Source organism: Ruegeria sp. BHSC223, assembly GCF_059613025.1.
This window is the reverse complement of the sequence record NZ_JBXWRR010000005.1, coordinates 1-22554: the sequence shown is the minus strand read 5'-3', so window position 1 is coordinate 22554 and position 22554 is coordinate 1. Positions and strand designations below refer to the sequence as shown.

Here is a 22554-nt window from a genome sequence, read left to right as displayed (position 1 = left end):
TTTGGGGGAGGAAGGGGCAAGGATGAGCCGACGGCTTCTGCTGATCGAAGACGAGCCGAACATCGCTGAAGCAATTCGTTTCCTGCTGACGCGCGATGGTTGGCAGGTTGAAACGCACGAGGATGGGGCGGATGCGGTCGAGAAGATCACCGCCGCCGCGCCCGATCTGGTGATCCTGGACGTGATGCTGCCGGGCAAGAGCGGCATGGATATCCTGCGAGAATTGCGCGAGCGGGTGGCGACGCGGGATCTGCCGGTTCTGATGCTGACCGCGCGTGGCCAGTCGCGCGATCGCGACATGGCGGAAAAGGCCGGGGTCAGCCGCTTCATGACCAAACCCTTTTCCAATGCAGAGGTGCTGACAGCGGTGCGGGATCTGCACGCACAGGCATCGCGCCCATGAGCCGGTCGGCGGGCGAGGAGACCGGGCGCAACCCTGTCCAGCCGCCGCCCGTGTTTCTTGAGCGGCAAAGCTATCGCCGCCGCCGCCTGATGGATGCCGCGCGACTGTTGCCGCTGATGGGAGCGGCGCTGTTCGCCGTACCGCTGCTCTGGCCGTCCGAGGGGGCGGGTACCGTGCGGATGTCGGCGGCCATCACCTATGTGTTCGGCGTCTGGGCCATCCTGATCGCGGTCAGCGCCCTGTTCGGACGCGCCACACGTCAGAGTGGCGGTCATCAGATCGGGCAGGAGACCGAGCGGTGACCTCTCTCAACGTCCTGGTCGCGGTCTGCATGACCTATGTGATCCTGCTGTTCGGGGTCGCCTTTGCCGCAGACCGGCTGTCCTCGACCGGGCGCACGACCTGGCTGCGCTCGCCGCTGGTCTATACCCTGTCACTGTCGATCTACTGCACGGCCTGGACCTTTTACGGTGCCGTGGGCTATGCGGCGCGCTCGGGGCTGGAATTCGTCACCATCTATCTGGGGCCGACGCTTGTGATGATCGGCTGGTGGTGGGGATTACGCAAGCTGGTGCGGGTGGGGCGCTCGCAGCGGGTCACCTCGATCGCCGACCTGATCTCGTCGCGCTATGGCAAGTCGAACACGCTGGCGGTCTGCGTTACCCTGCTGGCCGTGATCGGTGTCACCCCCTATATCGCGCTACAACTCCAGTCGATCACCCTCAGCTTCGATATCTTCGCCGAGGCTGATCCGGTCAGCCGTCCGGGTGAGGGGTCAAGCGCCTTCTGGGTGGCGGGCGGGCTGGCGGTGTTCGCCATCCTGTTCGGGACCCGCAACCTGGACGCCAACGAGCGCCACCACGGTGTGGTCACCGCCGTCGCCATCGAGGCGGTGGTCAAGCTGGTGGCGCTTTTGGCGGTGGGGATCTTTGTCGTCTGGGGTATCGCCGGCGGGCTGGGTGATACGTTGTCACGCATCGACGCCTCGGAAATCGGGGTCTGGCAGGTCGATCACGGGCGCTGGGCGACCATCACCTTTCTGGCGGCGGCGGCCTTTGTCTGCCTGCCGCGCATGTTCCAGGTGATGGTGGTCGAGAACGATGACGAACGCCACCTGCGCACCGCCGCCTGGGCCTTTCCGCTTTATCTGATGCTGATGAGCCTGTTCGTGGTGCCCATTGCCGTGGTGGGGCTGGAGATCATGCCCAAGGGGGCGAATCCGGACATGTTCGTGCTGACGATCCCGCTGGCGCAGGGACAGGAGACGCTGGCGATGCTCTCCTTTCTGGGCGGGTTTTCTTCGGCCACCTCTATGGTGATCGTGGCGGCCATGGCATTGTCGACCATGGTGTCGAACCATATCGTGATGCCGATCTGGCTGAACGCCCAGGGCAGCGGCGCCTCGGTCTCGGGGGATGTGCGTTCGGTGGTGCTCTATGCCCGGCGGGTGTCGATCGCGGCGGTTCTGGCGCTTGGCTATTTCTACTATCGCCTGTCGGGAGGCGGCGCGGCGCTGGCCTCGATCGGGCTCATTGCCTTTGCCGGTATCGCCCAGATCCTGCCGGCGCTGGTGGGGGGGCTGTTCTGGCGCGGTGCCACCCGGACCGGTGCGCTGGTCGGGCTGACAGTGGGGTTCGTTCTCTGGCTCTATACGTTGCTGCTGCCCGGAATGGGCGCCGGGGTGATCGCGCCCTCGGTGATGGAGGACGGGCTGTTCGGCTTTTCGTGGCTGCGCCCGCAGGCGCTGTTCGGCATCGACGGGCTCGACCCGATGGTGCATTCGGTGATGTGGTCACTGTCGCTGAACACCGCCGCCTTCTGCATCGCCTCGCTGTTGAGTTTTCCCAGTCCGCTGGAGCGGTTGCAGGGCGCGCAGTTCGTCAACGTGTTCGACCATTCCGCCGGGCCGCGGGGCTGGACCGGGTCCGTTGCGCAAAGCGAGGACCTGATGATCATGTCGCAGCGCATCATGGGCGCGCGCGAGGCGCAGGAGTTCTTTCATTCCGAGGCGGTGGCGCAGGGCAGCCGCGCCTATCTGCCCGAGCCGAACCCGGCCTTTCTGGAGCGGCTGGAGCGGGAACTCAGTGGCTCGGTCGGGGCGGCCACGGCGCATGCGATGATCGGCCAGATCGTTGGCGGCTCCTCGGTTTCGGTCGAGGACCTGCTGGCGGTGGCCGATGAATCCGCGCAGCTGCTTGAGTATTCCAGCCGGCTCGAGGCGAAATCGGCCGAGCTCAGTCGCACTGCCCGTAAATTGCGCGAGGCAAACGAGAAACTGACCCAGATCTCGCTGCAAAAGGACGCGTTCCTGAGCCAGATCAGCCACGAATTGCGCACGCCGATGACCTCGATCCGGGCGTTTTCCGAGATTCTGCGCGATACCGACGGACTCGAGCCGGTGGAAAAGACCCGCTACGCCACCATCATCCATGACGAGGCGCTGCGACTGACCCGGCTGTTGGACGACCTGCTGGACCTGAGCGTGCTGGAAAACGGTCAGGTCACGCTGAACATGGGGCAAGGGCGGTTGGTCGATATCCTTGATCGCGCCGTGGCGACGGCGTTGACGGGCACTGACAGGGCGCTGCGGGTGCGCCGCCATCGTGGGGCCGAACGGATTGCGCTGCGCACCGATCTGGACCGGCTGTCGCAGGTTTTCATCAACCTGATCTCGAACGCGCAGAAATATTGCGATGCGGCCGACCCCGAACTGACGATCACCGTGCATGACGTGGGCGGGCGGATCGTGGTCGATCTGATCGACAATGGCGGGGGTATCCCGCTGGATGCCCGCAAGATGGTTTTCGAGAAATTTGCCCGTGTCAGCGCTGAAAAGGCCGGTGGTGCCGGCCTGGGTCTGGCGATTTGCCGCGAGATCATGCAGCGCCTGGGCGGTGATGTCAGCTATCTCTCGGGGCAGGAGGGTGGCGCGTTCCGTGTCAGCCTGCCGGTCGGCATGGAAATCGCCGCGCAATAGATCGTCGTAAAGAGCTTGGTAACGCTTGTCGCGCTACATCTGTCTGAAGACAGAAGCGGAGCGGTAGGCGAAACGCATGTGATGGCGACGGACGCGGAAAACAAGACGGTTCTGGAACGGAAACTGGCCCTGGCCCGGGACGAAGGCCAGGGCGATACCCGCTCGATCCTGCGCGCGCTGCGCCTGGCATTGGCCCGCGCTGCGGATGAGGCGGTCGGGCTCGCTATGTCTGTGATCGGGGCGACCCAGGCCAGGCGTGAACTGGACGAGCTGGGGCGCGCGGTGGCAGAGGACCGGCTTTACCTGATACTCTCGGGGCCGGATGGAGCGCTTGGTGCGGCTTGTATTGACCGGGCCTGCGTCACGGCGATTCTGCAACAGCAGACCATGGGGCAAGTGGTGGCAGGCGGGATTGTCGAACGAGCCTTTACGGGCACTGACGCCGCTATGGTGGCGCCGTTAATAGATGCGCTGCTGCCGCGCGCGAGAGAGATGGTGGATCAACCCGCTGACCGTACCTGTGTGACTGGATACGAGTTCTGCGCCCGCGCCGAAAGCCGCAGGGCCCTTTTGTTGCTTTTGGAATATGACCGTTATCGGGCTTTCGACCTGACCGCCGAAATAGGCGGGGGTAAAGCTCAGGGTCAGATCACCCTGATCTTGCCCGACCGCCCCGATGCTGAGTTGTCTGGCGCCGAGGGGGGGGGCACGCCCCGGGGACGGCGTCTGGACGAGGCATTCGGTGTTGTCCGCGCAGAGCTTGATGCGGTGATCGCGCGTATTCGCTTGCCGCTTGCGGCCTTTGCCGGCATGCAGCCCGGTGATCTGTTGCCACTGGTGGGGCTCAAGCTCGACAGGACAGAGATCGTTACCATCGAGAGGCGCCAGGTGGCGTTGGCCCGGTTGGGCCAGAGTCGCGGCATGCGGGCGGTGCGCCTGAACGAGAAACTACCCGATCCGAAGCGGATCGAGCAGGCACCAGACGACTTTCTGGCGCACAGGCCCGCTAACGCGCAACCGCCACAGGCGCAGGTAGACACAGATATTTTAGAACACGCGGATCCGCCGCCGCCACGCCGCCGCTCGCGCAGGACTGCTGAAGATTTCGAGGAGATTGATCCCGAGTCTGAAGGCGTGGACGATCTGGATGCGCTGTCGGAATTCGACCTTCCGGCGCTGAGCACCGATAAGGTTGCCTCGGAGATAGCGGAACTGGCCGGGTTGCAGCGAGAGGAAGAGGTGGCCGAACCGCGATGATCCGACTGGGCTAGCGGACTAGCTCCGCGTGGCTGCGATCTCTTCCAGTCGGGGGCGCAGCGCGTCGAGGGGGTAACCCGCCGCCGAGGTCTTGCTCAGTACAGCATCGGCGCCGAGCGCGCCACAGTGACCCAGCGCCCAGACCACGGAACACCGGGTGCCCGAGGCGCAATAGGCCAGAACCGGGCCGCTGGCAGTCTCGGCCAGCGCGGTCTGCCGCGCCACGTTTTCTGGTGTCATGGTTTGATGGGTCAGCTCCAGCACCTCGAAATCCAGCCCCGCCGCGCGCGCGGCCGCGCCGATGGCTTCGGCCTGATGGCTGGGCGGCACCTCGGCATCGGGGCGGTTGCAGATGATCCGGGTGAAACCGGCGGCTGCGATGGCGGGAATGTCCTCGACCGAAATCTGCGGCGAGACGGCGTAGCGGGGGGTGATCGGTCGAATATCCATATCCGCTCCTTAGGCCGTTGCCGCGAGCCTGTCCAGTTGCGTGCCGACGCGGGGCGCCACCGCCATGCCCGCCAGCATCGCAACCAGGAAAATCAGCCCGCCAACCCCGCCATAGCTGAGCGAGGCGATGGCCGGACCGGGGCAGAGACCGGCCAGGCCCCAGCCCATGCCGAACAGCACCGATCCGGTGATCAGGCGATGATCCATTTCGGGGCGCGGCAGCGCCGGAAAGCTGCCACCCGCCAACGGTTTGCGCCCCTCGGTCAGGCGCCAGGCCAGCAGCATCGGCAGGATGGCGCCGCCCATCACAAAGGCCAGTGTCGGGTCCCAGTCGCCGAACACATCCAGCCAACCCTGTACCTTGCGTGTATCGGTCATGCCCGAGACAAAGAGGCCGCCGCCGAACAGCGCCCCGGCGACAAGCGAAATCAGCAAGCGCATCAGATCACCCCCAGGACATGGCGGAAGATCGCAAGCGTCAGACCGCCGGCGAGGATGTAGAACACGGTCGCCACGATACCACGCAGCGAGAACCGCGAGATGCCGCAGACCCCGTGGCCCGAGGTGCAGCCATTGGCGATACGGGTGCCGACCCCGACCAGCAGGCCTGCGGCCACGATGACCCAGATATCGCTGGTCACATGCGTGTCGATCTCGACGCTGTAGAGCGGCCACAGCACCAGCGGCGCCACCACGACGCCGAAGAGGAACACCGCCCGCTCGACCCAGTTGCCGCGCCCGGTGCCGTCGATCAGGCCGCCCAGAATGCCGCTGGCCCCCATGATGCGGCCATTGCCCAGCAGATAGACCGCGCCGCCGGTGCCGATCAACAGCCCGCCGACCAGCCCCCAAATCCAATCCGTTTCCATTATAACCGTGTTCCCTGTTCGCGCTTGATTGGACTGCCGGTCAGAGCTTGTTGACCGGCAGTTTCAGAAAGACATTGCCCTGTTCGTCGGCCGGCGGCATCTGGCCCGCGCGCATGTTGACCTGAAGCGAAGGCAGGATCAGCCGCGGCATGCCCAGCGTGGCATCGCGCGCGTCGCGCATCTGGACGAACTCTTCGACGCTGCGGCCCTGACCGATATGGATATTCAGCGCCTTCTGCTCGCCCACGGTGGTTTCCCAGGCGTACTCATCGCGACCCGGCGCCTTGTAGTCATGGCCGACAAAAATTCGGGTTTCATCCGGCAAGGCGAGAATCTTCTGGATCGACTGGTAGAGCGTCGCCGAAGAACCGCCGGGGAAGTCGCATCGCGCGGTGCCGAAATCGGGCATGAACAGCGTATCACCGACAAAGGCCGCATCACCGATCACATAGGTCAGGCAGGCAGGCGTGTGGCCGGGCGTGTGCAGCACGTCGCCGCGCATCTGGCCGATATGGAAACTGTCACCCTCGCGGAACAGCGCGTCGAACTGGCTGCCGTCACGCTGGAACTCGGTGCCCTCGTTGAACACCTTGCCGAACGTGTCCTGCACGATGGTGATGTTGGCGCCGATGCCGATCTTGCCGCCCAGACGCTCTTGCAGATAGGGCGCGGCGGAGAGGTGATCGGCATGCACGTGGCTTTCGAGAATCCACTCGACATTGAGACCCTCGGCGGTGACGTAGTCCACGATCGCATCGGCCGATGTGGTGTTTGTCCGGCCAGAGGCGTGATCGAAATCCAGCACGCTGTCGACGATGGCGCAGGCGCGGCCGTCGGGCTCGCGCACCACGTAGGACACCGTAAAGGTGGCTTCGTCGAAGAAGGCTTTTACGAAGGGGGTCATGACGGACTCCTGTTGGTTTCCTGGATCATATGGTAAATTGTGAATATGATGCAACTCCCATGTGCCACTTTTCTATATCCGGGGCGTTTTGATGTCGGTCAATGCGCGCGAACGGGTGCTGTGCAAGGATGCGGCAATCGCCACGAAAACAGGCATATCCGCCCTTTCGGCCGGGAGATGGGGCCGAATGTCCGGGAAGTTTCTTAAGCCTGTTACGCGGCTGTGGCAGATTCGGTTCCGATACAGGGGAGAAGACACATGACAGCACAGGATCTATATCACGCCGCCGAGCGTCTGGAGCGACGGGTAACGGGGGCGCCGCTGAATATCCGGCTTGAGGTGCAGCCGGAATTCAGCCGGGTCATGGACCGCATGCGGCAGCATGGGCTGAAAGTGCCTGCGCGACTGCGCCAGCTTGATGCGGCGCTGTGCGAGGATGCGGTCGAGGCGCGGTTCGACAATATGCCGGTCTGAGCGCGCCGCGCTCAGCCCAGCGATATCCCGACCATCACCATCATCAACCCGATGACGGACAGGAACAGCGCACCCAGGTTCCAGGGCAGCACCGCCTGAACTGCGGCGCGGAGTTCATCGTCGCTCAGCCCGGCCTTGCGGGCACGGTTGACGCGCAGGATGCACCAGACCAGCCCGGCCAGTCCAAGCAACGACAGGGCGGCGCCCGTCCAGATGATGATGTCGAACAGCATGACCGCGCCCCGTCTGTTACGCCAGTTGCGCGCCCGCGTTACCGCATCGGCCCATCCGGTGCAACCGGCGGGAAATGATCCTTGCAGGCGAACCGGCGCCGCGTTATCCCGCTCGTCGCCGCATAACGCACCGATGGAGATCGCACCGATGGATCAGCCCCAATCAGACGCCAATTACGGGATCGCCGCAGGCGAGTTGCGCCAGTTCATCGAACGGATCGAGCGACTGGAGCAGGAAAAGAAAGACATCGCCGACCAGCAGAAAGAGGTGATGGCCGAGGCCAAGGCGCGCGGTTACGACACCAAGGTCATGCGCAAGATCGTCGCCCTGCGCAAGCGCGACAAGGACGACATCGCCGAGGAAGAGGCGGTGCTGGAGATGTACAAGGCGGCGCTGGGTATGGCGTGAGCCGCGCGCCCGATGGCCCGTCCGCAGCCGGACGGGTCAGGGGGCGATAAACTGCACGCCCGGAATGCGTTGCAGGCTGAATACGTCTTCGTCGTATAGCTCTGTCAGCTGGTCGACCAGTTCATGGGTCCAGCCGGGCAGGTCCAGTTCTTCCTCGACCGCATCCTCCAGCGCATATTTGTCGAGAAAGGCGGCGATGACCCGGCGTTTCTGCATCTCGCTCAGTTCGGGGTGTTCGGCCAGATAGGCACGAAACCGCTGCATGCCCTCCTTGGACATGATCTCGGACAGGAGCGAGAAACCGCCCACGATCTTGTTGCCGTGTTCCAGCCCTGCCATGTCGCGGATGATCTGCGCCCAGATCAGCGGCGTATCCTCGTTGCACCAAAGGGTCAACTGTACATTCGGGGCGGCGGCGCGAATGCTCTCGACCATTCCGGTCCAGTGCAGCTTGTGCAGATCCATACCCTCCATTACCTCGGCCGCACCCTTTTCAGGGAGGGCGCCAAGGACATCGGGGACGAAACTCGCCGGATTGCGGATCGACATGAACATCTCGACCTGATCATAGGCAAAAATGGCTTGTAGGTTCGCCATGCGGGTCGCCGCGCGGGGATAGAACATGCCCTTGCCCAGGGCGGACCAATGCGAGCCAAAGAAATTGGCATCCGAAAAGATCACCCGGTCGGCTACCTCACCATCCAGAATCGCCTCTATCAACACCTCGCGCGCCTGCGGTTCGGGTTCGGCCTCGTCCAGCGCGGTCAGGACCTTCTTGAACAGGGCGCGATACTGTGCCGGCCCCGGAACGGCAACGCCACGCTGAGAGAACGGCTCTTTGTTGCTCAGCAGGCATTTGATCAAACGATCGTCGTCGGTGCCATGCGAGCCAGTATGGAATACCACCTGCATCGTTTGCCGGGCTTCCTTATGAAAAACAAACAGATAGTTCCCTGACTACAAGCTAGGTGCAAGGCAGTCAAACGCTTGCGGCAGGGACACTGTCGGAGATTTTCCTCAATGGGCCTTGATTTCCATCTTGAAGTCGAACCGACCTGCGATTAATCGGGTCCTGTTGCCCCTATAGCTCAGCTGGTAGAGCAACTGATTTGTAATCAGTAGGTCCGCGGTTCGAGTCCGTGTGGGGGCACCATTCATCTCTTGAAATCCCCGATATTCTCAACGAAAACAGGCGCATGACTGCCTCCTTGGGTCCACATTCGGGTACACGGGAGGTCCACACTATGGGCGTTGTGATGAAGTTGAAGTATCTGACGGAGATACGTCCGGGAGCCTGGGAATACCGGAAGCGCGTTCCAGCCGCAGCCAAATCGGCGCTGGGCAAGGGGGAGTGGAAGCGGGTAATCAAGGCTCGGTCTGATGCTGACCTTTTTCGCAAGTACGCGCTTGTTGAAGCTGAGTTCGAGAAGGAGGTCGCCGCTGCCAAGTCTCCCCGTAAGAAGTTGACCTTTCGGGCAGCGTGGGAAGAAGCCCTCAGGGAAGCTGATGAATTGGCATCGGGTGTCGTTGGTGCGGGCGGTGTTGGAGATGACCCAAGCTCGGACGATTTCATCCCTGAACACTCTCGGGAACTTTTGGCAGAGAGCTTGGCTTCGCTAGGTAAGTCGCCTCTGGTGGTGCAAGCCCTCATGGACCCTCAACGGTCGCCCCCTGCGTTCACCGTTGAAGATGCCCGCGAGGTGTACGTGACGGAAAAGCTCGGGGGCGGTGTCGGCTCGGAGCATCGGGGCACGTTGGTTCGACTCGAACGGGTCATGCGCCACGCCGAAGAAGCAGGCATGCCAGCAACTACGCCGCTGCCCAATCTGACCCGCGAACATGCCCGCAAGGTGCGCGACTACATGCTCTCTCGGGAGAAACTCGGAGGCGAAGGCCGTGTCTCGCCCGCCTCGGTGAAGCGAGAGCTGGGGTTGCTGCGGACAGTGATCTCCTACGGTGCCCTTGAACTCGGTCTCCTGAACTTCGACAACCCCTTCGACCGTCTGCCGATTGAGGGGCTTTCTGCGGCAGCGGGGGCGCGGGTTGCGGCTCGTGAGAAGGTGGAACCCCTCCCGGCGAAGATCGTATTTGCCATGCGGTCCAAGCTGTCGGGCGAACTCCAGTTGATCTGGCGCATTCTCACCGGGACGGGCTGCCGCCTTGGCGAGGTGACGGGCCTTCGGGTAGTGGACGTTGAGCTTGATGGACTAACACCATGCATTCGCATCCGGTGGCACGAGGGGCGGCGTCTCAAGACCCTGTCCAGTATCCGCTCGGTGCCCCTCCTTGGGGACGCTCTGGAGGCGGCGCGGGAAGCCGTTGAGGCCGCAGAGGGCCAACCCAACCTGTTCCCCCGCTATGCCCGTGAGCGCGGCGCTGACGCGGCATCCGCTGCCCTGATGAAGCACCTGCGAGGGTTCACTACCGACAAGCGTCACAAGGTCCATTCCCTGCGCCACGGCCTCAAGGACCAGATGCGAAAGGCTGGGGTGGACAAGGCGTCTCAGGACATCGTCCTCGGTCATGCTCCAGCCAACATAGGGGAGACCTACGGGGGCGAGGAGGGGTTGCTAGTGGTGGCGCTGAGGGCGTTGGAGGCAGTGGAGAATGCAAATACCTAGTCCTGCGGTTGACCCGGTTTTGTCAGCGTTGCTAGCATCCTAGGGTCAGCACCTATAAACAGGCCCACCTCAACGGCGGTTTCAACCAGCAGCGAACTTTCGGCAAAAGGTCGCAACGACCGGGTTGCGGGACTTTCCCGACTTTCGGTTATCCTGCGTGAAACGATGCGAGCAGCCCTGACCTGCCGTTGAAGCGATACCGAGCATGCGGCGGCGCGGCCCGTCGAACCGGGCTTTCGCTGCGCATGCGTCCTGCGGGTGCCGTCGGAGGTCAGGTGTGCGGAAAGAACGGACTCGAGCTACCGAGGCTCGATAGCTGGAAGAACGCTCTTCACTGCGTTTGCTATGCCGCTTGAGCTATTTGCCGCAAGAACTCTGATAACCCACGATTCAAAGTTTTCCCTTCTGGTCCCTTTCAAAACTGACGCCAAGGTTGCGGTGATCCCTCTTTTATTGTCGTAATAGCGCAGAAGTGCCGCCAAGTCTTTCTGCTCTATGGCGGCCCTAATCTCTCGTGTTCGAGCTTCTACGATCCCAGAAATATCCAGATTTTCAGTGCGAATATTGTATTCCCGAATTAGTTCATCACTCGATGTTGAGCCTGAGAAATCGAGCTGCTTCAGCATTCGATCAATGCGCCTTTGGCAATGGCGGGTGACCACCTTGTCAATCTTTTCATCATTATCGAGTAAACCGAATATTCCATTGGAGACGTCATCGAGCTTTTTCTGCAAGTCCGCACCAGTGAAGCCATCTGATTCGGCAATCGCGGAGCAAACGACTGGAAGTGCGATAAGATTCTCGACCTCCGATACGGGAATGACCTTGATCCCCAAGCCTTCAAAGTAAGCGACATCCTCATCGCTGTAATCATCACCGTCCACGATACCAGAACATGTTACCCGGGTGAGACTCGCATTGGCCCGCATTGAAACCACTGAATGGATTACTTCGGAGCAAGAAGACTTTGGAACAACCGTCCATTCTGGATAGCATGCACGGTATATTGCGTAGTCAAGGCTATCATGCGTGCCCTCTACAAAGAGGATGGGACGCCTACTGCCTAGAATGAGCGTGACCAGTTCTTCCGGGAATCCGGTGTTGTCCGGAATCTCTTCAATCGCCCAGTGGGGCTGAGGTGAAAAATCTCGAATGACATATTTTTTTGCGGATCGCGCTGCCGCGAAATCAAGGTCGTGAGTAATATAAATAAATCCGCAATCCCTTCGAGTGGCTTCTATTTCATCCCAAAGCTTCGCCATTATCGAGCGATGAACATGAAGCTCTGGTTCATCGACGATCAAGACCGTTCCTTCCGCTGCAACCAGTGCTTGCCCTATCATGTAGAAGATTGCTCTCTCCCCATCACTCATATCGGAGGCAGGGTAGGTTCCACCAACGCCACCGGCTGAAACTGTGATGTTATCCCCGGAGATGATAAGTTGACGGTGAGGAAGAAGGCGGTTCCAGATTTCTAGAAGCTTGTCGAACTTGGTGATCTCGAAGCTGTCTTCGCTTTGATCTGCGCCCGGCTTATGCCGATGATAGGCTTTCAAAGAGGTGTTGGACTGATCGGCAAAAAGCGCTTGGATGAGATAATCGAAATCATTCAGCAGATGGGTCGCGTCTTTACTGCCCCACCTGTGGTTGCGCCTATGTTGCACTGTAGCATCGTTCGATGCGCCGCCTGTGTATCCAAATCGCAACCCGGAGAGCGCTTTCCTTTCGCTGATTTTTTGAACCTCAGGGTTCATCGAAAGCGCACGATGTGCAGATACGCGGTGTGCCGCATCTTTCAGGTTATTTTCGATATGAACTGTGAGACGCGTTTTTCCGCCACCGTTCGCTCCGACGAATATGACAGTCTCGCCTGGGTCGAACTCTACTGCGAGAACTTCACCCGGGGTGGGGATAGAAAAATTGAAGGTCATAGTGCTCTGCGATTTATTATTTTCTGGCGATACTATCGAGGGCTTGGAGCCTTCACAACGGGCGCTTTTGGCTTTTTATACCGGCGCACCGCTGTTTGACGATGCCAGTGCCGCGTCGAGCCAATCCAGCGTCAACCGGCAGCACGAGGTCGTCGTACTTGTCTTGGGACAGGAACACGGAGGCGAAAATCTTCGACTCGTGGTTGTACTCGTCCGCGCCGTGGAAGTGGATCGACCCGATCTCGTCCTTCATCCAGCCTTCTTCGGGCTTGTCGTCCTCTTCACCGATGATGGACAGGGTGTCGACTTTCGCGGTCTCCTTCAGCTTCTCGAGCGGCACCGGGTAGATGGTCACGTGCAATTTCGTGAACGTCTCGTTCTCGTGGTCGTCCAAGGTGATCGTGTGCAGGCGACAGTTATCGAGGGTGCCCAACGCGCTGATATACTCGTGCGTGTAGAATCCGGATTCTTGCTTCGGCTCCCTGTCCCGCTCCAATTCCCAAGCGGTCTGGTTGGAAATTTTAGGGAAACGAACCGTGCGTGCTTTCTGTCTCCCGCGTGAGACACGGACGCCTTACGCCCTCAAGACGAAATCGTATATTCCTTTTCGCCTTTTCGGAGATCGACAGATAAAACCCCCGCAGCAACCCGCAAGGGCAACCACAGGGGTATCGATAGCATCAGCCGTAGATGTCCTTGTGGGACAGCTGCTGCCGGAGATGTTTGCGCATGTGTTCCTGCTCCCGGCGTTGCTTCTCCCGTTCCTCGTCAAGCGCCAACATCTTGGCATTCTCCTTCTGATAGGCAGCATACCGCTTCATACCTTCCGCCGCCCTCTCAGCCGCGCTCGGGGCTGCACCGGAGCCGAAGGTATTGGTGGCTGTCTGGTTGCAGCCGGGGTTGACGTGATCGGGGTTTCCATCGCTGACGAAGAAGCCGTTGCGCAGTGTCTTGGTGGTCATGGGAAGTGTTCCTTGTAGGTTTCAGTTGGTTGGAAAGAAGGTGGCCGGGAGGGCTTCCAGCTTGTCGATGGGCGCTCCTAAACCAGCGCCGACCCGCATCAGAGCATTCCGGGTGCGGAAGTACCCCTTGGACATCCAAGGCCGCTCGGCACCGCCATTCTTGCGCCTCTGGAGTATCCATTGGATGTCGTTCCTGCAGGAGATGACCCTGATGGTGTCAGTCAGGTATGCAACGACGGCGGCGTAGTCGTCCGAGGTCTCGTGATTTCTGTTGGTCATGATGTCTGCCTTTCGGGCGTGAAAAAGCCCCCGCAGGGAAAACCGACAGGGGCGCGTCAAGGTGGACTGTGGGGGCGGTGCGTCAGCCGCGTGAGAAGGTGATGATCTTCTGCTTCACCGCGACCTCGAAGGAGACCTGCTGGCCATTTACGATCACGTTAAGGCCACCACCCGGGCGATCAGTGAATTGCCAGCCTGCAGCAGTCAGCAACTCCTTTACGCGGGCACCTTCGTAGCGGTCAATCTGGGGCAGATATGCGTCGGCCATGGCCTGCAGACCCTCGGTCTTGTGGTGGACGAAGTAGTTCCGCGCCGCTTCCAGCATGTCGGACTTCCGTATGGCGTCGGAGGTAATGAAGGCCTGAAACGCCTCGCCATTCTCGATGCCCGCGTCGGCCATGAAATCGCTGGCGGCGTCATAAGCGCCCTGCCAGACGGTCGCGACCTTGGCTTCCATCTCGGACGGTTCGACGCCTGCCATGGACGCCATGCGCTCGATGGTGGCCTTGTCCATGTCGCCCGTGTGGAGAATGCTGTCCACGGTCTTGAACAGGTTCCCCGGCATCTGGTTGGCCATCAGGTCAGCCATCGCGGCGTCTCCAGCTTCCCCGAAGGTCACCTTCGCAGCATCGCTATTGCTGCCTGTCTTAGTGCCCGTGTCGGTGGTCGTATCGGTGCCCTTGGCAGTCGCCATCTGGGCTTTGGCCTGTGCGGTCGGGTCGCTGATGGCCAGCTTTTCCGAGAAGGTTCCGTCGCTGTTGCGGGTCACGAGGCCCAGCGATGCGGCCACATTGAGCGAGATGCCCATCCCCCGATACATGATCACGTCGCTTCCCTTGGGCGCGCGGCTCACGATGGCGCTGCCGCCTTCTGTACGGACGGTCGAGAGCAGACCAGCCGTCTCGTCGTCATTGGGTTTGAACGAGTGGGTGTGGCCCGAGGATTGGGTCAACTGCCCGTTGCTGATCTCGTAACCGCCATGGCCGACTTCGGCCTTGATGGTGGAAGGGAGGTCGCGGTTTGCGAGGTTGGAGGTCGAGGCTTCGGTGTTGCCTGCTGCTGTGATCCAGTTCGACATGGTCGTATCCTTATTGAGACATGTGGTGGTGGTTGGGATGGTGGATGGCATGCTGCCGTCCATGGTGTCTGGCAATCGCCATGGCACCTTCGAGAAGGTCTTCGACGGTCCAGTCGAGGAGGTGCGCGAAGTTCTGCGGGAGGGCCTTCACGATGGAGTAGAGATCAGCGGGGAACGTCTGGCCACGCAGGACCGCGTCAGGAACCATGCGGCCTATCCAGTAGCTGTCCTCGGTGCGGGCGAGGAAGACGCGGAGACGGCTAAACAGTGCGCTTCGTGAAGAGGCGCTGGCCACCGTGAACCAGCAGCCAGTGTCGGTGCCCTCACGGTCAATTCGGGGCACCTGAATGGAGACCAGAACGGGTGCCGAGGTGAACTTGTTGTGGGTGATGGCGGTCGGGACGATCAGTCGGTATCCGCGCTCGGGGCACCTCCAGATTTCCTGCGGATGTGCGTCCTGGTTGTCGGGATGCCGAAGCGTGGACCACGCCTTCGAGGTGTATGTCGTTTGCATGTTGCATCTTTCTTGTGGTTTTCGGTGGGACCGAGAGGCGGGTCACTCGGTGTCCTCGGGCCATTCAGGGCGTGGCTGCGTAAGACCAGCGAAGTCGGGGTGGCGCGCCAATCCTGCGAGACCCTCGGCTATCAAGCGGTTCAACACCTCGGCCTTCTTCGGACGGGTGCCAGTGTTTGCCTCCATCTGGTCGCTGAGGACTTCGATAAGGCCAACGATAACGGGACTGCCGGTGAGCCTGAGGGGGCGCTGGGCGTGGGGGTTGTCCCAAAAGTCCTTGGAACGGGGCTTGGGCTTGCCGCGTTCCTCAGCGAGGAAGAATGCAGCGAGCGGGACGTGGTCAAGGACTGCGGCGCGGAGCTGGCGGCTGTTCATACCCCGTCCTCCTCATCGTCGTTCTCATCATGCTGCCCGATGTGCCGGTACTTTGCGCGCTCCGTCAGTGTCGCTGCCAGCTTCCGCTCAAAGGCATCCGCGATGGCCTCGTTGGGACCATCCTGCGGTCGTCCGCGTTGAAAATCCGCAGACAGGCTTTCAGAGGCGGCTCGGAGAGCTTCGGCTTGGAGACGGAGTTGACGCCGCTTGTTGAAGTTGTTGCTTCTCATGCGGACACCCGTGCGAACTCGGGCATCGCCAAGACACCGTGCATCCCGTGGAGGGCCATCAGGGACATGATGTTGGGCAGCGAGATGTCCTCGCCAGTGTTCTGCTGGTAGCGGATGCGGATGGCTTTGAGGAAGCCCACGAGGTCGGCACGGACACGGACGGTCGAGAACCGGCCAGCCTTGGCAGTCATCACGTCGGCTGCTTCGGCCTTGTCACCGAGGGCCTCTGCGATCTCGTGAACGGACATCACCTTGGCGATCTCGTCGCGGACGGCATTGCCGTGTTCAGCCTTGATCAGCAGACGCTTGCCACGCAGGGGGTCGCGTCCGGTCTGGTAGTATTCGTGGGCGGGGAGCCAGTTGGTCTTCTGCATAGGGTGGTTCCTTGCGGGTTGGGGAGGGAAATGGGAAAGACCCCGCAGGCGGAACCTGCAGGGGCGCGTGAAGTTGGGCGTTGGGATTGGCGGGTCAGGCTGCGAGGCGCTCAGACCACGCGATCTTGTGGAGCCGAAGCCAGTGGGTCAGACCTGCTTCGCCGCATTCGAAGGTAATGGTATGGAAGATGTCGCTGACGTTCTGCCTCTCATCTTCTGACGGCTCATCCTTCTCGGTGAACTCTCGGACCTCATCGGACCAGCTATCGGGGAAGATGTCGGGGAACCCATTGGCCTGTTCGAACATCTCCGCATGGGTGACCAGCACGAACTGGCGCTCGCGTTTCCCGATGAATGGTTCCTGAAGGATGCCGTCAACTTCACCGTCGCGGGCAGCCTTGAGGTAGTCCCTGAGGGACATGCCGAAGAACTTCATGGTGTATGCGTGGGCTGCCTGAGAGATGGTTTTGGGCCTGCACCCGTAGAATAGGTAATCGTGGGCTTCGTTGTACCGGTTGGCCTTGGTCAAACGAGGGTTAGTGAGGAGGCGACGGATGTCTGCCGGGGAGACCTTCCATATCTTCGGGACCACGTGAGCATCGCTGCTGTCGCCATATGCTCCTCGGATGGTTATGTCCTGCTCGGTGGCGGTATCCAAGACCCGCTTTATGGCTCCAAGCTGCTGGTCACGGGGCACGCCGAAGACGAGGTGGTTTAGGTGGATGAGAAGGGCGATGTGTTTCTGGTTCATGGCCTTCATCTCCTTGGAGCGGTCTGTTCGGGCTGCGTGGCGAGTGGTCCGCTTCTGGCAGGGGCGGGAGCAGTATGTCTGGTTGGTGCGGCGCGGTGCGAAGTCCTCCCCACAGGCTGGGCAGGAAATCGTCACGGCTGCCGTGCCCCCGGGTGAGGCGGCAGCAGTCATGGTCAGAGCTTTCATTGTGGGGTTGTGGGGCAAGGACGGAGCTAATCCGCCCCCCGTATCTTTAGAGGGGAACCTTCAGGGTCACGGGGAGGTGGACTTAGGGTGAGAACATCATCATGGCGGCTCTCAGCCGACAGGAAGTAGAGGGAACAGTGAAGAGCATGTGCTGGGTCGACCAGATACTCTGGCGTCATGTTAACGGGGCACCAGCAGGTAACCTTCACAGGGCGCTATCGCTGGGCAGACCCATTCCGATGGCTTCGCCACGGAGGAGATATACCGCTAGCATTAGCTTGTAGGTCAGTCAGAGGTCCATGTTCGGGTCCAATCGAACGGGTCTCCTGTGGGGCATCTACAGGGTCACCTTCAGTCAGGCTTCGCCTTGAAAAGACCATGGAGGAGATGTCACCTTCGCGTCCACATAACATGAAACCCGAACAGACACCTTCAGGGGAACCACAGCCTGCACCTAGACGGGAACCCGAGCGGGTATGCGAGAGGGGTATGTGGGGCTTGGGACTGAAGGCTTTAGGCTCGGAGTTTCCGTGAAGCTGTCATCATCTCCTTGGTCTCCGCTGCCGAAAGCAGTTGGGTCTGCCCCGACAGGTCTGCTGTCACGCGATGGCGAAAAAGGGATGACGCCGGAGGGCTGTCACGAGTTCGTCAAAACCATTGGTTAGCGCCCCTCGACAGGCAGGCGCTTGTGACAAATCGCGTCGGCTCGGTTCTCTTAGGGCTGGTATGTGGGTTCCGGTCATGCTGCCGTCTCAGGGCATGGCGGAGCTGTTGCTGTCGTCGGTTGTGTTGTGGCTATGGTGTGGGTGAATTGTCACGCTTCTGCCTCGGGCCACTCTCACTGGCACCTCAAGGTTCCCCATTACATGTGCGGAGGCGGATTAGCGGTCACCACGAGAACAGGAGATGAAGTTGCAACCGCCGACAATCGGCAGCATTGCCAGCGCGAAGGTCAACTCCTCCTAGAGGCACCGTGAAAGGCACCCCTAGGAAGGTCGCAGAGTTCACCAGCTGCGGGGCTTGGTCCTAACCATCGTGGCTGACCACCGTTCCGAAGCGGATACAGGTGTCGGACGTCAGCATGGTTGAGAGCTTGGTTCCCATGGGTCTTCCTTTCAGTTGCTCAGTTCGCGGAGCAGCTCGTCGAGCTTCTCGGGGGTGTCTGTGTATGCCTTGACGAGGGCGTTGATCACGCCAGCCCTGACCCTCGGCTTGAGGCAGGTGGAGAGCCTGTCCATTACCTTGCAGGCTTTCAGCTCTATCTCTCGTTTCTTCTTGAGGGCGGCGTGGGGGTCCACGTCTTCAGGTTCCACCTTCCCAATCTCCTTCTCGATCTCGTCAAGTTTCCTTTGGGCGGCTGCCTTCTCACCCTCGGTGCAGGCCGGGTCATCCCTCAGTGCCCGCAGACGTTCCACCTTGCGGAGGTCGTCGAGGGTGGCCGCTCGGCGCTCGGGCTTTGGTTCCGGCTTGGGCTTCCCGAGGGCAAGGACATCGGCGATGCTCTCGCAGCGGTCGAAATTACCGGCGCTCTGGTATTTTGCCTTGGCGACCTTCATGTAGTCCTGCGCGGTCTGGCGCTTGAAGGTGCAGTTCGCCTCGACCCACGGCATGAACTCCCCATGGGCCAGCTTCTGCTTCACCTCGATCAGCATCTCTCCGATCTCGGCAGCGATCTCCTTGGCGGTGCGCCCGAGGGTGACCACCTCGCGGTGCTTGTCGTTGATCTCCATGGCCAGCTTGGCGGTGGCCGTGAGGGCATGCGTATCGGCAGCCAGGGCGACGGTGGCAGTGGCGGCGAAGTCGGTGGCGTGAAGCGTCATGCGGGTGGTCCTTGCGTTGTTGTTCGTTGTGGCTGGGGTGGCTGGGGTATCGGGGTGCAGTGGCTGGGTCGCCCTGGCCCGATGGCCGGGTCGGTTCGGTTAACTCAATGGTGTGGGTGAATTGTCATGCATCCGCTGTCGCGGGTTTAAGTTGGATAGCGACGGCGTTGGGCAGCATCGGTCCTCGTCGTGCCTATAGTATAAAGCATCGGCCTATGGGCTTCGCGGCGATAACCAGACGGACTGGAAGACCTGTGTTGTGCGCGTGGGCATCAAGAACAGCGCCCAGACTTTGTTTCAGGGTCCACCCAAGTTGCCCGCCACGGCACCTTTAGTCAGCCCCTTCGAGCCGCTCCAAGACCCGCTTGACCTGTGACGCATGCCACCGGCCACCACGAGCCGTCGGCACCTCCGAGGAGTTCAGCGCCTCTGCGATCTGTCGCAAGGAAGCACCCTGTGCCCGCAACGGCTGCACCACACCGGCCACCTTGTCGGCTCTGGCCTTGGCGTTGATCTGAATAGCCTTGTTCCGTGCCTCGGTCTTCGGGCGCAGCCCTCCCAGCTTCTTCCCCTTGGCCTTGGCCTCAGCCAGCGCAGCCTTTGTCCTTGCCGATATGAACTCCCGTTCCTGCTCTGCGAGGGCCGCATAGATGTGCAGTTGGAACTTGTCGGCGTTCGGCATCGAGGCCACCCGCAGTTTTACCTTCGGGTCATCTATGAGGGTCGCGATGAAGGAGACCTTGCGGCTCAGTCGGTCCAACTTGGCGACCAACAGTTCGGCCCCGGTCTTCCTGACCAACTCCAGCGCCTTGATCAGCTCTGGCCTGTCAGCCGACTTGCCGCTCAGGTGGTCCTCGAACTCCCCGATGACCTCGAACGGTTCCTCGGAGAAGTTCTGGAGGAAGAGCGCGATGTCCCGCTTCTGTGCTTCTAGGCCCAGACCTGACTTGCCTTGGTCCTCGGTGCTGACCCGCCGATAGATGACATACCGCTTCATGAGAAAGGCCCCCGATGGTGGTTCAAGAGGGGCCTATCACCACGATGTTGCAGATGTCAACGATGGTTGTGCATGTTACGATGCAGTGGCGCGGCGCAGGTTGGACATCGTCAGGCTGACCCCCGGAAGGTCGATAATGACCTCTCCCGGCGCTGGGCGGCTGAACAGGCTACGGGCAGGTACGGTCTCGCGCTGGGCGACGAACTCGAAGCGACCGAGGCGGAAGGCGAAGATGATCATGGGAAAGGTTCCTTGGTTGGGGTTGTATCCGTATCATATGGGCACCCAGAATATGTAGTCAAGTAATTGATTTTGTTGTATTAATGGAGATTTCCCGGAAGTGGAGCTAACGGTCTCCCAAGGGTGCCCCACGGGGGGGAGCGCGTGAACCTCTCTATCTATCTCTGGCTGTCGGATTTTTGTGATGAAATAAAACGGCCCCAGCACGTTGACTTGTCGAAGGACCGGAACGACACTCCGGTTGTGAGGGTTCTGTATCGGAGCTTAAGGTGAAAAAAGAGCAGATAATCGACAAAGCGAAGTTGGCGTTTTTTGTGGCTTTGCTGCTCGGCATACCGCTGTTTCTGTCCATCTTCTCGGAAGGCGGCAATTCCTACGGTGACCAGTATGATTACGTGCGGCGATAGTTGTAACCTAGGCACTCCCGCTCACCCGCAGACGCCGTTCGGTCACCCCTAAGCGCCCTCAACCGTTCCGCCTTGCGGATGTCGTCGAGGGTGGCCGCTGGGTGTTCTTCTTGACGCTTTCATTCAAGCGCCCCCTCACCATGGCCGTGAAGGCTGCCTCGATGATCTGCTGGCGGTTCGGCTCGATGATCTCCCCAACGAGTGCCGGGGCGGTCTGCTGGGTCGGCTGCTCCTCGACCCCATCGGTCATGCTGTAGCTGCCGTGCTTGCGGATGGAGGGCAGGACGTCTCTGGTGACCCACTCTTGGAACGGCTTGGCCTCGGGCTTGTCGCTGCGGGTGATCAGCTTGTAGAGGCCGCTCTCGGACACGACATTGACGCTACCCAGCCCTCTTTGACCTAAATTCGTTTTAGCCCTTTCGTCTTTGCTCAACTTATTAAGGATGGCCGAGGTGCTTCCGCGAGGGTAGCCAAGGGCCAGCAGCGCATCGACACCGACGAACCACGGCTCACCGTCGAGAAGGACAGCGCGGAACTCCATCCCGTTGAAGCTGTAGGTCTGCACCTCAGGTTCCCCTTTCGGTTCCTCCTTCGCGGCCACCTCCCCGGCGCTCTCATAGGCAGCGTCGGCCACCTCCAAATCGGTCGCCTCGGCCACCTTCACCGGGCCGTCTTCGAACTTGATGTTGAGGGTCATGGCTAGTCCTTTCAGGGCGAGGTTGGCGGTGGTCGCGAAGGGTTCATTGAGGTACAACTGCAGCAGCCGCTGGCAGGCCTCAGCGTGGACGTAGATCAGGCGGTGGATGGTTCCATCCGGGGCGCGCACCTTGAGGGTCTGCACTGCTTCGGCCCCGAGGCGGTCAGCGAGAAAGTCACCGACGAGGGAGCGCGGCGCGGGCGCACCGGCTGCGATGAGGAAGTCACGGGCGCAGACCCATGCTTGGCCTTTGCCTTCGGTGCGATGAAAGCAGCCTTGACGTCCCGGATTCACCACCGCTAGGTTCACCTTCGCGGGTACACAAACCAGTCCCGCACAGGTCCACACTCGGGAAGGCCGTATAGCCTAAGTCTCTGAGAACGTGGGGATTTGTCAGGTTCGATTTTGGTGGTCAGCCCGTGTGGGGGCACCATCTTGTTTCAGATATCTTATTTAAATCAATATATTGGATGCCTGGCTTGTGGTCTTATCCCCCTTTTAGTCCCCTTTTCTGTTGATGGTATACAGCCCATCTTGCTTTCTGAGACGCGTACATAAGCAAGCGCTCGTAGGCGAGTCGAAAATAGGCCGGGATAGTAGTAAATTGGCAGCGCCACTACGTTGAAAACGTGCCCGAGTGCTTGATCTCGTCACGAGCCTGCCGACGCGTGACAAGAGGATCTACTGTTTCGGCTTGGCCTTCCGGCGCTTGGCGTTCACTAGGGAGTCGATCTTCTTGATATTCCGCCGTGCCTCTTCCTTCTGCTCCGGAGTCGTTTTCGGATCGTCCAGCATCCGCCGGAACGTTTTGTGCAGTCGCGTCCCCTCGCACTCCCGCCCCGTCTGGGGTTGGTCAGCCAGTCGCGGTTGGGTAGTTTCTGCCGGTGGTTCATCTGCTTCTGCGCTCTTGTTGAATATCACTTCAAGTAAGCCCTTTCTTCGTAGTCGATTCTAAATTCACCCCCAAAGCACACTTCTTGACTGAGTTTCTGCCACTTGTTGAAGAGAGACGGTTCCGGAAAACTGAACATCCGGGATAAGTGGATTTTCCGCGCAACAGCAGCATGATGCTGCGAGCGAGGAGAAGACCATGACAAGACGACCGCGCCGGAACCA

The 22554-nt window shown here is 60.7% G+C and carries 29 protein-coding genes and 1 tRNA gene; 9 read left to right on the top strand and 21 right to left on the bottom strand.

What is annotated here, in order from left to right; translation table 11 throughout:
• Nucleotides 1-22: 22 nt before the first annotated feature.
• From AC2FNY_RS10405 to AC2FNY_RS10390, 4 genes are all read left to right on the top strand, one after another.
• Nucleotides 23-403 (top strand): response regulator transcription factor, encoded by a 381-nt coding sequence (locus AC2FNY_RS10405; protein ID WP_234139446.1) that lies wholly within the window; start codon nucleotides 23-25, stop codon nucleotides 401-403.
• Nucleotides 400-705, top strand: a complete 306-nt coding sequence (locus AC2FNY_RS10400) for a hypothetical protein (RefSeq protein WP_234167111.1) — start codon at nucleotides 400-402, stop codon at nucleotides 703-705. The genes AC2FNY_RS10405 and AC2FNY_RS10400 overlap by 4 nt, the downstream gene beginning before the upstream one ends.
• Nucleotides 702-3380, top strand: a complete 2679-nt coding sequence (locus AC2FNY_RS10395) for an ATP-binding protein (protein WP_234143240.1) — start codon at nucleotides 702-704, stop codon at nucleotides 3378-3380. Before AC2FNY_RS10400 ends, AC2FNY_RS10395 begins: the two co-directional genes overlap by 4 nt.
• An 81-nt stretch (nucleotides 3381-3461) precedes the next feature.
• Nucleotides 3462-4637, top strand: a complete 1176-nt coding sequence (locus tag AC2FNY_RS10390; RefSeq protein WP_496802401.1) for a FliM/FliN family flagellar motor switch protein — start codon at nucleotides 3462-3464, stop codon at nucleotides 4635-4637.
• A gap of 18 nt (nucleotides 4638-4655) precedes the next feature.
• Here AC2FNY_RS10390 and AC2FNY_RS10385 read toward each other — a convergent pair whose 3' ends face one another.
• The 4 genes from AC2FNY_RS10385 to AC2FNY_RS10370 are packed head-to-tail and all read right to left on the bottom strand — an operon-like array spanning nucleotide 4656 to nucleotide 6860.
• Complete coding sequence (locus AC2FNY_RS10385; RefSeq protein WP_234139450.1) at nucleotides 4656-5087, bottom strand: protein tyrosine phosphatase family protein; 432 nt, start codon at nucleotides 5085-5087, stop codon at nucleotides 4656-4658.
• A 9-nt stretch (nucleotides 5088-5096) separates the two neighbouring features.
• Complete coding sequence (locus AC2FNY_RS10380) at nucleotides 5097-5528, bottom strand: DUF6691 family protein (protein WP_234139451.1); 432 nt, start codon at nucleotides 5526-5528, stop codon at nucleotides 5097-5099.
• Nucleotides 5528-5956 (bottom strand): YeeE/YedE family protein, encoded by a 429-nt coding sequence (locus tag AC2FNY_RS10375; RefSeq protein ID WP_234139452.1) that lies wholly within the window; start codon nucleotides 5954-5956, stop codon nucleotides 5528-5530. The genes AC2FNY_RS10380 and AC2FNY_RS10375 overlap by 1 nt, the downstream gene beginning before the upstream one ends.
• Nucleotides 5957-5996: 40 nt before the next feature.
• The gene (locus tag AC2FNY_RS10370) at nucleotides 5997-6860 is read right to left on the bottom strand and encodes an MBL fold metallo-hydrolase (RefSeq protein ID WP_234143243.1); all 864 of its coding nucleotides are present in this window, start codon (nucleotides 6858-6860) and stop codon (nucleotides 5997-5999) included.
• A gap of 258 nt (nucleotides 6861-7118) precedes the next feature.
• Between AC2FNY_RS10370 and AC2FNY_RS10365 the strand changes: the two genes are divergently transcribed.
• The gene (locus AC2FNY_RS10365; RefSeq protein ID WP_496802400.1) at nucleotides 7119-7334 is read left to right on the top strand and encodes a hypothetical protein; all 216 of its coding nucleotides are present in this window, start codon (nucleotides 7119-7121) and stop codon (nucleotides 7332-7334) included.
• 11 nt (nucleotides 7335-7345) lie between these two features.
• On the opposite strand, the gene AC2FNY_RS10360 is transcribed toward AC2FNY_RS10365, so the two are convergent.
• A complete protein-coding gene (locus tag AC2FNY_RS10360) occupies nucleotides 7346-7567 on the bottom strand; it encodes a hypothetical protein (protein WP_439653283.1) in 222 nt (73 codons plus the stop codon).
• Between the two features lie 148 nt (nucleotides 7568-7715).
• Here AC2FNY_RS10360 and AC2FNY_RS10355 point away from each other — a divergent pair, with 148 nt between their 5' ends.
• Nucleotides 7716-7976 carry a DUF2312 domain-containing protein gene (locus AC2FNY_RS10355; RefSeq protein WP_011046781.1) on the top strand — a complete coding sequence of 87 codons (261 nt, stop codon included), beginning with the start codon at nucleotides 7716-7718 and terminating at the stop codon, nucleotides 7974-7976.
• A gap of 36 nt (nucleotides 7977-8012) precedes the next feature.
• On the opposite strand, the gene AC2FNY_RS10350 is transcribed toward AC2FNY_RS10355, so the two are convergent.
• A complete protein-coding gene (locus AC2FNY_RS10350) occupies nucleotides 8013-8888 on the bottom strand; it encodes a hypothetical protein (protein ID WP_234167109.1) in 876 nt (291 codons plus the stop codon).
• Between the two features lie 165 nt (nucleotides 8889-9053).
• Here AC2FNY_RS10350 and AC2FNY_RS10345 point away from each other — a divergent pair.
• A tRNA-Thr gene (locus AC2FNY_RS10345) sits at nucleotides 9054-9129 on the top strand.
• Nucleotides 9130-9220: 91 nt separating this feature from the next.
• Nucleotides 9221-10597 carry a site-specific integrase gene (locus AC2FNY_RS10340; protein WP_496802399.1) on the top strand — a complete coding sequence of 459 codons (1377 nt, stop codon included), beginning with the start codon at nucleotides 9221-9223 and terminating at the stop codon, nucleotides 10595-10597.
• Nucleotides 10598-10896: 299 nt separating this feature from the next.
• Here the strand turns inward: AC2FNY_RS10340 and AC2FNY_RS10335 are convergent, their stop codons facing one another.
• The 13 genes from AC2FNY_RS10335 to AC2FNY_RS10275 form a co-directional block, all read right to left on the bottom strand.
• Nucleotides 10897-12528: an AAA family ATPase gene (locus AC2FNY_RS10335; RefSeq protein ID WP_496802398.1), complete on the bottom strand. Its 1632-nt coding sequence runs from the start codon at nucleotides 12526-12528 to the stop codon at nucleotides 10897-10899.
• Nucleotides 12529-12580: 52 nt separating this feature from the next.
• A complete protein-coding gene (locus AC2FNY_RS10330) occupies nucleotides 12581-12961 on the bottom strand; it encodes a hypothetical protein (protein ID WP_496802397.1) in 381 nt (126 codons plus the stop codon).
• Nucleotides 12962-13208: 247 nt separating this feature from the next.
• Nucleotides 13209-13490, bottom strand: a complete 282-nt coding sequence (locus AC2FNY_RS10325; protein WP_496802396.1) for a hypothetical protein — start codon at nucleotides 13488-13490, stop codon at nucleotides 13209-13211.
• 21 nt (nucleotides 13491-13511) lie between these two features.
• On the bottom strand, nucleotides 13512-13769 hold the full coding sequence (locus AC2FNY_RS10320; protein ID WP_496802395.1) for a hypothetical protein: 258 nt from the start codon (nucleotides 13767-13769) through the stop codon (nucleotides 13512-13514).
• 82 nt (nucleotides 13770-13851) lie between these two features.
• The gene (locus AC2FNY_RS10315; RefSeq protein WP_496802394.1) at nucleotides 13852-14847 is read right to left on the bottom strand and encodes a hypothetical protein; all 996 of its coding nucleotides are present in this window, start codon (nucleotides 14845-14847) and stop codon (nucleotides 13852-13854) included.
• A gap of 10 nt (nucleotides 14848-14857) precedes the next feature.
• Complete coding sequence (locus AC2FNY_RS10310; protein WP_496802393.1) at nucleotides 14858-15361, bottom strand: hypothetical protein; 504 nt, start codon at nucleotides 15359-15361, stop codon at nucleotides 14858-14860.
• 42 nt (nucleotides 15362-15403) lie between these two features.
• The gene (locus AC2FNY_RS10305) at nucleotides 15404-15736 is read right to left on the bottom strand and encodes a hypothetical protein (protein ID WP_496802392.1); all 333 of its coding nucleotides are present in this window, start codon (nucleotides 15734-15736) and stop codon (nucleotides 15404-15406) included.
• Nucleotides 15733-15966, bottom strand: coding sequence for a hypothetical protein (locus tag AC2FNY_RS10300; RefSeq protein WP_496802391.1), 234 nt, complete (start codon nucleotides 15964-15966; stop codon nucleotides 15733-15735). The genes AC2FNY_RS10305 and AC2FNY_RS10300 overlap by 4 nt, the downstream gene beginning before the upstream one ends.
• Entirely contained in the window at nucleotides 15963-16340 is a 378-nt protein-coding gene (locus tag AC2FNY_RS10295; RefSeq protein ID WP_496802390.1) for a hypothetical protein, read from the bottom strand. The genes AC2FNY_RS10300 and AC2FNY_RS10295 overlap by 4 nt, the downstream gene beginning before the upstream one ends.
• Before the next feature lie 94 nt (nucleotides 16341-16434).
• Nucleotides 16435-17091, bottom strand: coding sequence for a hypothetical protein (locus tag AC2FNY_RS10290; RefSeq protein WP_496802389.1), 657 nt, complete (start codon nucleotides 17089-17091; stop codon nucleotides 16435-16437).
• Nucleotides 17092-18392: 1301 nt separating this feature from the next.
• Nucleotides 18393-19097: a DUF3102 domain-containing protein gene (locus AC2FNY_RS10285; protein WP_496802388.1), complete on the bottom strand. Its 705-nt coding sequence runs from the start codon at nucleotides 19095-19097 to the stop codon at nucleotides 18393-18395.
• Nucleotides 19098-19428: 331 nt separating this feature from the next.
• On the bottom strand, nucleotides 19429-20094 hold the full coding sequence (locus AC2FNY_RS10280; RefSeq protein WP_496802387.1) for a recombinase family protein: 666 nt from the start codon (nucleotides 20092-20094) through the stop codon (nucleotides 19429-19431).
• A gap of 75 nt (nucleotides 20095-20169) precedes the next feature.
• Nucleotides 20170-20334 carry a hypothetical protein gene (locus AC2FNY_RS10275; protein ID WP_496802386.1) on the bottom strand — a complete coding sequence of 55 codons (165 nt, stop codon included), beginning with the start codon at nucleotides 20332-20334 and terminating at the stop codon, nucleotides 20170-20172.
• Nucleotides 20335-20603: 269 nt separating this feature from the next.
• On the opposite strand from AC2FNY_RS10275, the gene AC2FNY_RS10270 reads away from it, so the two are divergent.
• Entirely contained in the window at nucleotides 20604-20741 is a 138-nt protein-coding gene (locus AC2FNY_RS10270; RefSeq protein WP_496802385.1) for a hypothetical protein, read from the top strand.
• A gap of 58 nt (nucleotides 20742-20799) precedes the next feature.
• Here the strand turns inward: AC2FNY_RS10270 and AC2FNY_RS10265 are convergent, their stop codons facing one another.
• Nucleotides 20800-21735: a BRO-N domain-containing protein gene (locus AC2FNY_RS10265; RefSeq protein ID WP_496802384.1), complete on the bottom strand. Its 936-nt coding sequence runs from the start codon at nucleotides 21733-21735 to the stop codon at nucleotides 20800-20802.
• A gap of 620 nt (nucleotides 21736-22355) precedes the next feature.
• Nucleotides 22356-22554: hypothetical protein (locus AC2FNY_RS10260; protein ID WP_496802383.1), on the bottom strand; the 199-nt coding region annotated here is incomplete at its 5' end.

Coding starts and splice junctions, on each gene's coding strand:
- AC2FNY_RS10405 (WP_234139446.1), top strand. CDS start 23: ATGAGCCGACGGCTTCTGCTGATCGAAGACGAGCCGAACATCGCTGAA.
- AC2FNY_RS10400 (WP_234167111.1), top strand. CDS start 400: ATGAGCCGGTCGGCGGGCGAGGAGACCGGGCGCAACCCTGTCCAGCCG.
- AC2FNY_RS10390 (WP_496802401.1), top strand. CDS start 3,462: ATGGCGACGGACGCGGAAAACAAGACGGTTCTGGAACGGAAACTGGCC.
- AC2FNY_RS10385 (WP_234139450.1), bottom strand. CDS start 5,087: ATGGATATTCGACCGATCACCCCCCGCTACGCCGTCTCGCCGCAGATT.
- AC2FNY_RS10380 (WP_234139451.1), bottom strand. CDS start 5,528: ATGCGCTTGCTGATTTCGCTTGTCGCCGGGGCGCTGTTCGGCGGCGGC.
- AC2FNY_RS10375 (WP_234139452.1), bottom strand. CDS start 5,956: ATGGAAACGGATTGGATTTGGGGGCTGGTCGGCGGGCTGTTGATCGGC.
- AC2FNY_RS10370 (WP_234143243.1), bottom strand. CDS start 6,860: ATGACCCCCTTCGTAAAAGCCTTCTTCGACGAAGCCACCTTTACGGTG.
- AC2FNY_RS10365 (WP_496802400.1), top strand. CDS start 7,119: ATGACAGCACAGGATCTATATCACGCCGCCGAGCGTCTGGAGCGACGG.
- AC2FNY_RS10360 (WP_439653283.1), bottom strand. CDS start 7,567: ATGCTGTTCGACATCATCATCTGGACGGGCGCCGCCCTGTCGTTGCTT.
- AC2FNY_RS10355 (WP_011046781.1), top strand. CDS start 7,716: ATGGATCAGCCCCAATCAGACGCCAATTACGGGATCGCCGCAGGCGAG.
- AC2FNY_RS10350 (WP_234167109.1), bottom strand. CDS start 8,888: ATGCAGGTGGTATTCCATACTGGCTCGCATGGCACCGACGACGATCGT.
- AC2FNY_RS10340 (WP_496802399.1), top strand. CDS start 9,221: ATGGGCGTTGTGATGAAGTTGAAGTATCTGACGGAGATACGTCCGGGA.
- AC2FNY_RS10335 (WP_496802398.1), bottom strand. CDS start 12,528: ATGACCTTCAATTTTTCTATCCCCACCCCGGGTGAAGTTCTCGCAGTA.
- AC2FNY_RS10325 (WP_496802396.1), bottom strand. CDS start 13,490: ATGACCACCAAGACACTGCGCAACGGCTTCTTCGTCAGCGATGGAAAC.
- AC2FNY_RS10320 (WP_496802395.1), bottom strand. CDS start 13,769: ATGACCAACAGAAATCACGAGACCTCGGACGACTACGCCGCCGTCGTT.
- AC2FNY_RS10315 (WP_496802394.1), bottom strand. CDS start 14,847: ATGTCGAACTGGATCACAGCAGCAGGCAACACCGAAGCCTCGACCTCC.
- AC2FNY_RS10310 (WP_496802393.1), bottom strand. CDS start 15,361: ATGCAAACGACATACACCTCGAAGGCGTGGTCCACGCTTCGGCATCCC.
- AC2FNY_RS10305 (WP_496802392.1), bottom strand. CDS start 15,736: ATGAACAGCCGCCAGCTCCGCGCCGCAGTCCTTGACCACGTCCCGCTC.
- AC2FNY_RS10300 (WP_496802391.1), bottom strand. CDS start 15,966: ATGAGAAGCAACAACTTCAACAAGCGGCGTCAACTCCGTCTCCAAGCC.
- AC2FNY_RS10295 (WP_496802390.1), bottom strand. CDS start 16,340: ATGCAGAAGACCAACTGGCTCCCCGCCCACGAATACTACCAGACCGGA.
- AC2FNY_RS10290 (WP_496802389.1), bottom strand. CDS start 17,091: ATGAACCAGAAACACATCGCCCTTCTCATCCACCTAAACCACCTCGTC.
- AC2FNY_RS10285 (WP_496802388.1), bottom strand. CDS start 19,097: ATGACGCTTCACGCCACCGACTTCGCCGCCACTGCCACCGTCGCCCTG.
- AC2FNY_RS10280 (WP_496802387.1), bottom strand. CDS start 20,094: ATGAAGCGGTATGTCATCTATCGGCGGGTCAGCACCGAGGACCAAGGC.
- AC2FNY_RS10275 (WP_496802386.1), bottom strand. CDS start 20,334: ATGATCATCTTCGCCTTCCGCCTCGGTCGCTTCGAGTTCGTCGCCCAG.